Below are 12,592 nucleotides of genomic sequence, written 5' to 3'. Positions count from 1 at the left end.
GCAATGTTTCGACATAATCTACATCAGCGTGCCGCGGGTGCGGGATAGGTCGACGGCGGGGCCGGCGCGGGTGGCGGCGAGGGCGTCGGCACCTCTTCCAGCAACCGCCAGCCGGTCGGCAGATAGTCGGTCGACATGTAGAAATAGAACGCACAGCTACGATCGCTGCGATAGCTGCCGCCCTTGACCAGCCCGAACGCGCGATTGCCCAGGAACACCGGCGCGCCGCTGTCGCCGCCCTGGCACTTCGGTCCTGCGACCGTCACCCACGTCGGCAGGCACGCGCCGCCGCAGAGTTGTCCCGCGGGCGCGAACGACACCAGTTCGACGGGCGCGCAGCTATAGCCGGTTCGCTCGCCGCGGTGGCACACCACGTCGCCCGCCCGCGTGCTCGGCAGCGCACGCCGGCCCGCGACCCCGCGCGACACCGTCTTGGCCGTGTCGGCGAAGAAGCTGGGCGACAGCGCCACGTCGCTCGCATTGACCTGCACGTCCTGATAGCCCCAGCCCCATTGCCCGACGAACGGCAGGACCTGCCGCTCGCCGTTCGGCCCGATGTAGCTCAGCTCGTCGGGGCAGTGCGCCGCGGTCGCGATGCCGGTCCGCGCGCCGTCGGTCACGACGAAGCCGGTGGTGCAGGCGTAACGCCGCCCGTCCGCGGGATCGACGCCGACGACGCGCGCGCCGCCTTCCGCCGCCATGTTCGCGCTCGCGACCACGCGATCGGTCCGCACGCGGACCGGCACGCCCGCTATTCCCGACAGTCGACTGGTCAGCGCCGCCATGCCTTCGCGGTCGGCATCGCTCGGGTTGACGATCACCACCAGCTCGCCGGTCGCCAGGTCGATCCCCATGCCGGGCGGATGCGCCACTGCCGCGGCGAGTTCTGCCTGGTGCGAGGCGAGCGCGAGTTCCAGCGCGCCGCGCGTCACCGCCGCGCCGGTGCGGAACACGATGGGCACCGTCATCCCGCCCGCCAGCACCGTGCGGGCGGGCACCGGCGCGTCGCCGGTCAGCAGCACGACGATGCGAAACGTTGGGCGATGCTCGATCGCGATGCCCGCCAGCCGGTCGGCCAGCTCGATCGCGATCGCGTCGGTGACCGGCACGGTTTCCTCCTGTGCCAGCAAGCGCGCGCGCGCTTCGGCGAGCGTCACGTCGAACAGCCGTGCATATTCGCCCGCATCCTGCGCGATCGCGTCCGGCGCGCTCTGCCGGGCAGGCGACAGGGGGGCGATCGGGAGAGGCGGGGGCGGGGCAGTGGGGCGGGCGACCGGCGTTGGTGCGGCCACGCTCACCGGCGGAACGTCGGGCGGGGCGCTCGCGACCTGCGCGGCGCTCGCTACCGGCGCCGCCGCCGCCAACAGCGCCACGATCGTTGCGGCGACGCGCCGCGCGTGATCCTTTTTGGCCTTTCTGGCCTTTCTGGACGACACCCGGCTCCTGCTAGACACGGGGCTATTGCGCGACACTGGGTTCCTGCTCGACACAGCGGCGTCTTACCGCTACCAGCCCGAACTTGTCCTGAACGAAGATGCGCGAGCGCCGAACAGGCGTGCTGCCCTTGCAGCCAACGCGCACCGACCCAATTTTGAAAGCCCCATGACCTTCCCGAACCTTCCCCAGCCTCTCGCCGAGGCGCTGTCCGCGCGCGGTTATGCCGCTCCCACCCCGGTCCAGGTGGCGGTGATCGAGCCCGAGGCGCTGGGCCGCGACCTGATTGTCTCGGCGCAGACCGGTTCGGGTAAAACCGTCGCCTTTGGCCTCGCCATGTCGGGCGAATTGATGCCCGAGGGCACGCTCCCCGCGCCGGGCGCCCCGCTCGCGCTCATCATCGCGCCGACGCGCGAGCTGGCGCTGCAGGTCAGTCGCGAGCTGCAATGGCTCTATGCGCCCACCCACGCGCGCATCGCCACCTGCGTCGGCGGCATGGACGCCTCGCGTGAGCGCCGTGCGCTCAGCCACGGCGCGCACATCGTCGTTGGCACGCCGGGGCGCCTGCGCGACCATCTGGAGCGTGGCGCGCTCGACCTGTCGGCAATGCGCGCGGTCGTGCTCGACGAGGCGGACGAGATGCTCGACATGGGCTTTCGCGAGGACCTCGAGGAAATCCTCGACGCGACCCCGGACGAGCGCCGCACGCTCCTGTTCTCCGCGACGATGCCTAAGCCGATCGTCGCGCTCGCGCGCCGGTATCAGAAGGACGCGCTCCGGATCGAGACCAAGGGCGAGGATCGCGGCCACGGCGACATCTCCTATGTCGCGGTGACCGTCGCGCCGGCCGATATCGAGCACGCCGCGATCAACCTGCTGCGGTTGCACGAGGCGGAGACCGCGATCCTGTTCTGCGCCACGCGCGACAACGTCCGCCGCCTCCACGCCAGCCTGGTCGAGCGCGGGTTCGCCGCGGTCGCCTTGTCGGGCGAGCATAGCCAGAACGAGCGCAATGCCGCGCTGCAGGCGCTACGCGACAAGCGCGCGCGCGTCTGCGTCGCGACCGACGTCGCCGCGCGCGGCATCGATCTGCCGTCCTTGAGCCTCGTCATCCATGTCGAGCTGCCGCGTGACGCGGAAACGCTCCAGCACCGCTCGGGCCGCACCGGCCGCGCGGGCAAGAAGGGCACCGCGGTCCTGCTGGTGCCCTATCCGCGTCGCCGCCGCGTCGAGATGATGCTGCGCGGCGCCAAGATCAACGTCGAGTGGACCAACCCGCCGACCGCCGACGACATCCGCGCCAGCGACCGCGAGCGGTTGGTCACGCAGTTGCTCGAACCGGTGGAGATCGACGACGAGGATCGCGCGCTCGCCCAGCGACTGATCGCGGAGAAGTCGCCCGAGGATATCGCCGCGATGCTCGTCCAGGCGCACCGCGCGCGCCTACCCGAGCCCGAGGAGCTGGTCGCCGCGACGCCCGAGGCGCAGCGCGCGCAGCAGGCCGACCGCCACCGCCCCGGCTTCGACGACACGCAATGGTTCGCGATGGACATCGGCCGGCGCCAGAATGCCGATCCGCGCTGGATCCTGCCCCTGCTCTGCCGCCGCGGCCACATCACCCGCAACGAGATCGGCGCGATCCGCATAGGCCCGAACGAGACGTGGTTCCAGGTGCCGAGCGCGATTGCGGCGAAGTTCAACGCTGCGGTTCAGCGCACCGCGAGCGAGGACGGCGAGGACGAGAGCGGCATCCGCATCGTGCCGGGCAACGGCCCCGCACCCGGCGGCAACGGCGCGCCGCGTGGCGCCCCGCGTATCGGTGGCCATCGCGGCGCGCCGACGCATCGCGCACGGCCGACCAACCCGCGCAAGCCGCAGGGTCGCCGCTCCTGAATTGAGCGCGGTTGCGCTCAGTCGCCGGCGAAGCTCAGCGCCGAGATGCGCCGCTCGCGTTCGTTGATCACCAGCGCGCGGGCGGCGGGCGGTAGCGAGCGTTGCGGGCATTCGGCGCGCAGGCACTGGCGGCAGCCGAGCCCGATCGGTGTCGCCGTCCCGACGAGGTCGAGTCCGCGCGCGGCGGCCAGCGTAGTCGCCTGTTCGGCCGGCACCCCGATCGACAGCGCGAACTCCGCCGCGACCGCGCCCGTGCCGACCCCGATCGAGCGCGTCCCCGGCACCGCGACCTGCAGCGTGAACCAGCGCGCGCCGTCCTCCAGCTCGACCAGTTGCACTTGCCACGTGCCTGGTCGATCGAACGCGTGATGCACCCGCCACAGCGGGCAGCGCGCGTCGGTCGCGACCAGCGCCGCGCCGCTCGCCCCGGCGTAACGTTTGGACACCTGACCCGCGCGGTCGATCCGCAGCAGGAAGAACGCGAGCCCGCGCGCCCCGACGCGCGAGAGCGTGGTCAGCCGGTGCGCGACCTGTTCGACGCTCGCGCCGAAGCGGTGCTGCAAGGTGGCGAGATCGTAGCCGCTCCCCTCGCACGCGCGCAGGAAGCGAGCGTAAGGCATCATCACCGCGGCGGCGAAATAGCCCGCGAGGTGCCGCCGGAACAGCCGCTCCGACACCCTGCTCGCGAACGCCGCGCCGCGGGCCAGCGCGTCGATCTCTGTCCGCGCCTCTAACTGCGCCAGCTGGAACGCCAGCGCGAACGTCCGGCTGGCGGGTGACAGCATCTCGCCCAATTGCAACTGCCGGGCGTGTAGGTCGAGCCGGCGCAAATGGTCGGGCATCACCTCGGCGGGCAGGATACGGATCGCGAGGCCGTGGCGCACGCGCAACCGCTCGGTTAGCGCGCCGTAGAGGTCCGCGCCCGCGAGCCGCAGTTCGTCGGCGACCGCTTCCGCTGCGCTGTCCAGGTCGGGGAAGTGGTTGCGCCATCGATCGATCTCGCGTCGGACCGCGACCGTCGGATCATCGCCGTCGCCCGGCGCCGCCGCGCTTGCCACACCGCCGCGGTCGAACGCGCGTGCGAACGCTTCCGCCCCGCCCGGCGCGGCGGCGAGCCATTCCTCCACCTCGCTGCGGTCGATCTCCAGGTCGGCGAACAGCGGATCGGCCAACCGCCGCCGGATCGCCTCCGCGCCGCCGCCGGGTTCGCCGGCCACCAGCGCGCGCGGATCGAAGTCGAACACCTCCGCCATCTTGACCAGCAAACCCGTTGGTAGCGCGCGCTGGTTGCGCTCGATCAGGTTCAAATAACTCGGCGACACGCCCAGCATCTCCGCCATCGCCGCCTGCGTCAGCCCGGTACGCCGCCTCAGCCGCCTGACCGCGTGCCCGCCCATCACCTGCTCGCGCGCCATCGCTCAACCTGTAAACGGATTTACAACATGACAGCTTTTACGCGGGTTCGGCGCACCGTGCGACAAGAAACTTTGTCAATCCTTATTCACGCACGCCAAGTCGCGGGCTTATTACCTCCGCAACGGCAATCGACCCGCCGGGCAGATCAACACCAGAGGAGAACGTCCATGCCGAATGAACCGCAGCGCAGCCGTGCCGTCTTCTCGACCGAAGACTTCGGGCTGATGAAGGAAGCCGTCGCGAATTACGTCCGCCAGATCGCGGACGACCCCCGCTCGGCCAAATTCTCCAACCTCTACCATCGCCTCGGCCGGCTCGGCTGACGCGACCCGCCCGTGGCCAAGCGGGCGGCACCAAGTTCCTGGGGAGGAAAGGTGGATCGCCGGCGCGGGGCTCCCGCGTCGGCGACCATTTTTACGCGCCCCGACCACATACCAAGGGGAACATCATGACCTACCAGGACCATACCAACCAGATCACCCAGTTGATCGGGCGCCAGAACGGTACGTGGGACGGCATCGACGCCGAGGCGGTCGCGCGGATGCGGCTCCAGAACCGCTTCAACACCGGACTCGACATCGCGAAATACACCGCCGGCATCATGCGCCGCGACATGGCCGCCTATGACGCCGATCCGGCGAACTACACCCAGTCGTTGGGGTGCTGGCACGGCTTTATCGGGCAGCAGAAGCTCATCAGCATCAAGAAGCATTTCGGCACCACCAAGGGCCGCTACCTCTATCTCTCCGGCTGGATGGTCGCCGCGCTCCGAAGCGATTTCGGGCCGCTGCCCGACCAGTCGATGCACGAGAAGACCAGCGTGCCCGCGCTGATCGAGGAGCTCTACACCTTCCTCAAGCAGGCCGACGCGCGCGAACTAGGCATGATGTTCCGCGAATTGGACAAGGCTCGTGAGGGCGGAAACGAGATCGAGGCGCAGCGCCTGATTCACGCGATCGACAACTACGAGACGCACGTCGTGCCGATCATCGCCGACATCGACGCCGGCTTCGGCAATGCCGAGGCGACCTACCTGCTCGCGAAAAAGATGATCGAGGCGGGCGCCTGCGCGCTCCAGATCGAGAACCAGGTCAGCGACGAGAAGCAGTGCGGCCACCAGGACGGCAAGGTCACCGTGCCCCACGACGACTTCCTCGCCAAGGTCCGTGCCTGCCGCTACGCCTTTCTCGAACTCGGCGTCGAGGACGGCATCATCGTGACCCGCACCGACTCGCTCGGCGCCGGTCTCACCAAGCAGATCGCCTTCTCCAAGGAGCCGGGCGATATCGGCGACCAGTATAACAGCTTCCTCGACGCGGAGGAGATCACCGACCTGTCGAGCGTCAACGGTGACGTCATCATCAACCGAGACGGCAAGCTGATGCGGCCTAAGCGGTTGCCGTCCAACCTGTTCCAGTTCCGGGAAGGAACGGGGGCGGATCGCTGCGTGCTCGATTGCATCACCTCGCTTCAGCACGGCGCCGACCTGCTCTGGATCGAGACGGAGAAGCCGCACATCGAACAGATCGCGTCGATGGTCGACCGCATCCGCGAGGTCGTGCCCAACGCCAAGCTCGTGTACAACAACTCTCCCAGCTTCAACTGGACGCTCAATTTCCGCCAGCAGGTGTTCGACGCCTGGGTGGACGCGGGTCGCGACGTCTCGGCCTACGACCGCGCGCGGTTGATGAGCGTGGATTATGACGACACCGAACTGGCGGCGCAGGCGGACGAGCGTATCCGCACCTTCCAGAAGGATGCGGCGGCGCGCGCCGGCATCTTCCATCACCTGATCACGCTGCCGACCTATCACACCGCGGCGCTCTCGACCGACAACCTCGCCAAGGAGTATTTCGGCGAGGCGGGGATGCTCGGCTACGTCAAGGGCGTGCAGCGCCGCGAGATCCGCGAGGGGATCGCCTGCGTCAAGCATCAGAACATGTCGGGCTCCGACATCGGCGACGATCACAAGGAATATTTTGCCGGTGAAGCGGCGCTGAAGGCCGGCGGCGCGCACAATACGATGAACCAGTTCGCAGCCTGAGGACAGCGGAGAACCGGTTCGCTACCTGACAACCATGGTCGCTAACAGGTCCGCTGCCCGACCCGCCCCCCGCTTCGGGCAGCGTACACACCCGCGTCGGTCGACCGGCGCGGGTGTTCGCTTGTCGGCTGCCCGCGCCCGCGAACCTGTACCTTGCCCTACAATCGGGTTCAGCCTGTGTGCCGATCGTGCAGCTTAGGCGTTTGGCGTCCGCTTATCGGGTAAGGAGTATTAGTCCATGAAGCTTCCTCGCATCATCGCCGCCTCCGGCCTCGTCATCGCCAGCCTGGGCGTTTCTGCAACCGCCGACGCGCGGGGTCCGCGCGGCGACCGCCACCACGACCGCGGTCCTGGACCCGATCATCGTCCGGGGCGTGGGCCCGAGCACCGCGACTACCGCGGTCACCATCGCGGCCCCGACGCGCGGTACCATCGCGATTACGGACGGCACGATCGCAACTATCGCGGCGATCATCGTCGCTACGGCTACAACGGCTACGGCAACAGCCGCTGCCGGGTGGTGTGGCGCAACCATCGCCAAGTGCGCGTCTGCCGCTGACGCCGTCTTCCTCGCGCGGGCACGGAATTGATCTCTGCCCGCGCGCTACGCGCGCTTCGGGGCGCTCGCTGCCTGTAACGCGTCCCGCATCGCCTGTACCTGACGGTTGAGCTGGTCGAGTTCGGCGAACGACATACCCGTTCGCGCAACCAGTGTTTCGCCCAGACACCCGCATTCCTCGCGCAGCGCGCGTCCGCGCTCGGTCAGGCGTACCTGGACCTGCCGCTCGTCCGCGGGGTTGCGCGTCCGCGTCATCAGCCCTGCCGCCTCCATCCGCTTGACCAGCGGGGTCACCGTGCTCGATTCCAGCGCCAGCCGCTCCGCGACCTGTCCGATCGTGCGTCCGTCCTCCTCCCACAATGCGTGCAGCACCAGATATTGCGGGTAGGTGATGCCGAGTGAGTCGAGTTGGGGTTTGTAGGCGCGGTTGATGGCCATCGACGTGGCATAAAGCGAGAAACAGAGCTGCTGATCGAGCGGCAGGGGGGCGGACATGGGTGAACTCCGGTGCCGACCATTGCGCCGGCTTTCGCAACCGATATCGCGATAAACAAAGCGCTGGACAAGGCCGGATCGCGCGCCTATCTAAAAGTTATCGCGATACACAATGTCGCACCGTAACGAAGCACGAGGAGCACGAACATGGCAGTCGATGTCAAATATTCGACCAAGGCGACCGCGACCGGCGGCCGCGACGGCCATGCGCGCAGCGAAAACGGCGTGCTCGACGTCAAGCTGTCGACCCCAAAGGAGCTCGGCGGCGCGGGCGGTGAGGGGGCGAACCCCGAGCAATTGTTCGCGGCCGGCTATTCGGCCTGCTTCATCGGCGCGCTGAAGGCGGCCGGTGCGCAGATGAAGGTCAAGGTGCCTGCCGAGACCAAGGTGACGGCGACCGTCGGCATCGGCCCGCGCTCGGAAGGTGGCTTCGGGATCACGACCGACTTGGTCGTCGATCTGCCCGGCCTTGACCGCGACGAGGCGCAGAAGCTCGTCGACGCCGCGCACCAGATCTGCCCATATTCGAATGCCACCCGCGGCAATGTGGATGTCGGTCTGACGCTCGCCTGAGCCCCCCTCCGCGCGAGCGACGGACCGAACGCGACGCGCTCCTGCCGCCCCCCGGCAGGAGCGCGTCTGCGTTTGCGGCACCGTTACGCCGCGAACCCGCGTCGGGCTTTATGCCTGCGTCACACCCTTGTTCCGCCTGAGCGTTGAATAGCGGCATTTCGCTCCACCGGAGACGCGTCTTTCGATCCGTCCGCACGTTATCGTGCCCGAAGGGGATGATCGATGACCGAGGACGACGAACGCTGGATGCGCGTGGCGCTGGAGGTCGCGCGATCGAAGGGCTCGGACCCGTCGACCTCGCCGCTCGGCTGCGTGATCGTGCGCGACGGGCAGGTGCTGGCAGCCGAGCGCAACCAGACGCACGAACTGCCCGACGCGACCGCCCACGCCGAGATGATGGCGATCCGTCGCGCGTGTGAGCGCATCGGCGACATGGAACTGCGCGGCGCGACGCTCTATTCGACGCTGCAACCGTGCGGCATGTGCACGATGGCCTCGATCTGGTCCAAGGTGACGCGGGTCGTTTACGGCGCGGAAGGCGCGGACGTGCACCCGATGTATTTCGAGGCGCACGGCGTCGACACGCTCGCCTTCGTCACCCACGCGTATCGTGACGACATCACGATCGAGGGCGGTTGCCTGCGGAACGAGTGTGCCGAGCTTTACTACGGTCCGGGTGCCGACCTGCCGGTGGAGGAACAGGCGAATTTGTGATCGCGGCTTCCTCTCGAACCGCGAGATGGCGTACCAACGTGCGGCATCCTGTCATCCCGGGCTCGATCCGGGATGACGCTACCTTCTCTCGCTCCGTCTAAATAGCGGGTCCCCGGATCAAGTCCGGGGTGACTAGAGCGGGGGTCAGGTGGGGCAACGACGCGTTGCGGTGATCGTGGCATCGCCCTCCACCCGCCACCTCATTCCGCCAGCGCTGCGACCACCTCCTGCACCTTCGCCAGTCGCTCGTCGGCATCCTCGATCCGCTCGCGCAGCAGGTAGCGGCCGTTCTTCTCCTCCAGCGCTTCCGCCGACAGCGTGACGCGTGGGCGTGGTTCGAGCGCGATCGCGGCCGGTCCCGCGACGATGCGCTGGATCTGCGCCGCGCGCGCCTCGGCGCGCAGCCGCGCGACCGCGATCAGCGTACGTGCCTCGTCGGGCATCGCACCGAAGCGGTCCTCCAGTTCCTCCTCCAACGCGTCGAGCGCCTCGGCGTCGTACAGCCGCGCGATCCGACCATAGATCGACACGCGCAGTTCCTCGTCGGGGATCCACGTTTCGGGCAGACAACCCTCGACCCCCAATTGCAGTTCGGGCGTCCAGCGGTCGGCTTCCTCGCCGCGCGCGCGGCGCAGCGCGTCCTCGAGCAATTGCTGGTAGAGGTCGATCCCGATCAGCTTCATGTGCCCGGCCTGCGTTTCGCCCAACAGGTCGCCCGCACCGCGCATGTCGAGATCGCGCGCGCTGATCGCGAAGCCCGCGCCCAATCGATCGAATGCTTCCAGCGTGCGCAGCCGTTTGAGGGTACGCGGCGCGATCTCGTGGTCGGGTTCGGTGAACAGCAGCACCTGCCCGCGCCGGCTGCCGCGCCCGACGCGCCCGCGTAGCTGGTGCAGTTGCGACAGCCCGAAGCGGTCGGCGCGCCAGATCACCATCGTGTTCGCGCGCGGCACGTCCAATCCCGCCTCGATGATGTTGGTCGCGAGCAGCACGTCGCCGTCGCCGCGCCCGAACCTGACCATGGCGTCGTCGATCTCCGCCGCCGCCATCTTGCCGTGTGCCTGGAGCAGGTCGAGCTCGGGCACCAGCCGTTCGAGCTTTTCGGCGAGCGGTGCCATGTCTTCGATCCGCGGCACGACGACGAAGCTCTGCCCGCCGCGTGCCTTTTCGCGCAGCAGCGCTGCGCGCATCACCTCGGGGTCGAAGCTGGCGACCGCGGTGCGGATCGGCTGGCGCCGCGCCGGGGGCGTTGCGATGACGGAGAGTTGCTGCAATCCGACCAGCGCCGATTGCAACGTGCGCGGGATCGGCGTCGCCGACAGCGACAGCACATGCCCCGCCGACAGGTCGCGCAAGCGCTGCTTGTCCGCCGCGCCGAACCGCTGTTCCTCGTCGATGATGACGAGGCTGAGGTTCTTGTACGCGACGCCCTTGCCCGCGACCGCACCGGTGCCGACGACGACGTGGATCGACCCGTCGGCCAGGCCGGCCTTGACCTGCTTCTTCTCCGCCGCGCTCGACAGCCGCGACAGGCCGGCGACCACCACGTCTGTTCCCTCGAAGCGGCTGGCGAAACTCTCCAGGTGCTGGCGCGCGAGCACCGTCGTCGGCGCGGCGATCGCGACCTGTCCGCCCGCCAATGCGGCGAGCGCGGCGGCGCGCAGCGCGACCTCGGTCTTGCCGTAACCAACATCGCCGATCACCAGCCGGTCCATCGGCTTGCCCGAGGCGAGGTCGGTGCGCACCGCCTCGATCGCGCGCGCCTGATCCGCCGTTTCGGTGAAGGGGAAGCCCGCCGCAAACCGCTCATAGGCCGCGGTGTCGGGCGCGAGCACTGGCGCGTCGCGCTCCGCCCGTTCCTTGGCCAGATCGGTCAGCGCCGCCGCGTCCTTGGCGATCGTCTCCTCGATCTCGCCGCGGCGCTTCTGCCAGCTCGATCCGTCGAGCTTGTCGAGCGTCACCGCGTCGGCCTCCGCGCCGTAGCGCCAGATGCGGTCCGCCTCGGCGACCGGCACCAGCCGCGTCGCCTCGCCCGCGTAGGTCAGTTTGATCGCGTCGCCTGTCGTGCTGCCCTCGTCGTGCGTCATGCGCTCCAGACCCGCGACCACGCCGATGCCGTGTTCCTCGTGCACCACCACGTCGCCGACGCGGATCTCGCCGAAGTCGAACAGCGCCGCGTCCGCCGGCCCGGTCGAGGTCGTGTCGCGCTCGGCGCGGCTGCCGAGCAGGTCGGCGGCGGCGACCGCCAGCACGCCGTCGCGCCGGAACCCGCGATCGGTCGCCATCTCCAGCAGCAGAAAGGCGTCACCCGTCGCCTTCGTGACCTCGGCCCAGGAGGTGACCTGGTGGGGTTCGCGCTTCACCGCCTTGGCGACGCGGCGGCGCAGGAAGCGCAGGTCGCGCGCGCTGCCCATCAGGACGACGCGTGTTCCACCGTCCCACGCCGCGCGCGCTGCCTTGGCGAAGGCGCGCAGCGGTGCCTTGCCCTCGACGAAGCGCGGCGGCAACTCGCCGACCCGCTCGATCGTCACCTGCTCGGCCACCTCGATCGCCGCCGCCCATGCGGCCTCGTCGATCACGTCCTTCAGCGCGCGCCTGGGGCGGCGCTTTTCCGCGTCGGCCGACAGGGCGAGGAAGCGCCGCCGGCGCTCGTCGGCCGCGGGGCCGATCACGACGCACGCACTCGGAAGATGGTCGAGCAGCGTCGTGCGCTCCTTTCCCAGCTTCGGCTCGGACACGCGGCCGAGCTCGCGCCGCTCGATCTCGCCCACGGTGCGCTGGTCGGCGGGGTCGTAGCAGCGCAGGCTGGCGATCTTGCCGTCGGCCACCTCGATGCGCAGCGGCAGGTCGGCGTCGGCGGGGAAGACGTCGAGCACCGCGCCGCGCAGCGCGATCTCGCCCGGCTCGTCGACACGCTCGTCGGCGAGATAGCCGAGCTCGAGCAGTTCGTCGGACAGCGCGGACAGGTCGATCGCGGCGCCCAGCTCGACCGTCGGCGGCGTCGCCTCGAACGCCTGCGGCGGCGGGTAAGCGCGCGCCAGCGCCTCACCGGTGGTCACGCATGCGACGGGTGCGCGCTTCTTTTTCGCGGTCAGCAGCCGCAACTGGCGCAGCGCCGAGACGCGCTGTCCGACGTTGGCGGGGGAGGCGGGGGCATCGTCGCCGGGCAACGCGTCGCTGCCTGGGCAGAACAAGACGCACGCGTCGGGCGCGGCCGCGGCGAGCGCGTGGGCGATGGCGATACCGCGCGCCTCGTCAACCGCGGCGATCAGCACGTCGCCGCTGCCCAGCAGCTCGGCCGCCGCCGCCGCGATCTCCCCGGTCTCAAGCATCGGGGCGGCGGGGGCGCTGCCGATCAGCATGGCGGCAGCGGGCGCGTCGTCGGACATAGGTGATTGTTTTCCCGCTCGAAGTGAGCCGCGCGAACGGTTGGGGGAGAGGGGCGGTTCCGTGGCGTAGCGCGG

10 protein-coding genes are annotated in these 12,592 nt (G+C 69.3%); 6 read left to right on the top strand and 4 right to left on the bottom strand.

The annotated features are described in order from the left end of the window. Positions 1–23: 23 nt before the first annotated feature. Positions 24–1,436 carry a hypothetical protein gene (locus Q0579_RS03935; protein WP_298809308.1) on the bottom strand — a complete coding sequence of 471 codons (1,413 nt, stop codon included), beginning with the start codon at positions 1,434–1,436 and terminating at the stop codon, positions 24–26. A gap of 166 nt (positions 1,437–1,602) precedes the next feature. On the opposite strand from Q0579_RS03935, the gene Q0579_RS03930 reads away from it, so the two are divergent. Next, entirely contained in the window at positions 1,603–3,327 is a 1,725-nt protein-coding gene (locus Q0579_RS03930; protein ID WP_298809306.1) for a DEAD/DEAH box helicase, read from the top strand. A 17-nt stretch (positions 3,328–3,344) separates the two neighbouring features. Here Q0579_RS03930 and Q0579_RS03925 read toward each other — a convergent pair whose 3' ends face one another. Continuing rightward, positions 3,345–4,742, bottom strand: coding sequence for a short-chain fatty acyl-CoA regulator family protein (locus Q0579_RS03925; protein ID WP_298809305.1), 1,398 nt, complete (start codon positions 4,740–4,742; stop codon positions 3,345–3,347). Positions 4,743–4,910: 168 nt separating this feature from the next. Here Q0579_RS03925 and Q0579_RS03920 point away from each other — a divergent pair, with 168 nt between their 5' ends. From Q0579_RS03920 to Q0579_RS03910, 3 genes are all read left to right on the top strand, one after another. Next, positions 4,911–5,066 carry a hypothetical protein gene (locus Q0579_RS03920; protein ID WP_174191678.1) on the top strand — a complete coding sequence of 52 codons (156 nt, stop codon included), beginning with the start codon at positions 4,911–4,913 and terminating at the stop codon, positions 5,064–5,066. Positions 5,067–5,191: 125 nt separating this feature from the next. After that, entirely contained in the window at positions 5,192–6,787 is a 1,596-nt protein-coding gene (locus tag Q0579_RS03915; RefSeq protein WP_298809302.1) for an isocitrate lyase, read from the top strand. 238 nt (positions 6,788–7,025) lie between these two features. Next, the gene (locus Q0579_RS03910; protein ID WP_298809300.1) at positions 7,026–7,346 is read left to right on the top strand and encodes a hypothetical protein; all 321 of its coding nucleotides are present in this window, start codon (positions 7,026–7,028) and stop codon (positions 7,344–7,346) included. 45 nt (positions 7,347–7,391) lie between these two features. Here the strand turns inward: Q0579_RS03910 and Q0579_RS03905 are convergent, their stop codons facing one another. Continuing rightward, complete coding sequence (locus Q0579_RS03905; protein ID WP_298809299.1) at positions 7,392–7,841, bottom strand: MarR family transcriptional regulator; 450 nt, start codon at positions 7,839–7,841, stop codon at positions 7,392–7,394. Between the two features lie 147 nt (positions 7,842–7,988). Here Q0579_RS03905 and Q0579_RS03900 point away from each other — a divergent pair, with 147 nt between their 5' ends. Further along, entirely contained in the window at positions 7,989–8,414 is a 426-nt protein-coding gene (locus Q0579_RS03900; RefSeq protein ID WP_298809296.1) for an organic hydroperoxide resistance protein, read from the top strand. Between the two features lie 222 nt (positions 8,415–8,636). Then, positions 8,637–9,128, top strand: a complete 492-nt coding sequence (locus Q0579_RS03895; RefSeq protein WP_298809293.1) for a nucleoside deaminase — start codon at positions 8,637–8,639, stop codon at positions 9,126–9,128. A 200-nt stretch (positions 9,129–9,328) separates the two neighbouring features. Here Q0579_RS03895 and Q0579_RS03890 read toward each other — a convergent pair whose 3' ends face one another. Then, on the bottom strand, positions 9,329–12,517 hold the full coding sequence (locus Q0579_RS03890; RefSeq protein WP_298809290.1) for a TRCF domain-containing protein: 3,189 nt from the start codon (positions 12,515–12,517) through the stop codon (positions 9,329–9,331). Positions 12,518–12,592 lie beyond the last annotated feature (75 nt).

Origin of the sequence: uncultured Sphingomonas sp., assembly GCF_936927845.1 — a bacterium.
Taxonomy (GTDB): Bacteria; Pseudomonadota; Alphaproteobacteria; order Sphingomonadales; family Sphingomonadaceae; genus Sphingomonas.
Note: the sequence above shows the minus strand (reverse complement) of the source record. Positions and strands in the feature narration are given on the sequence as shown.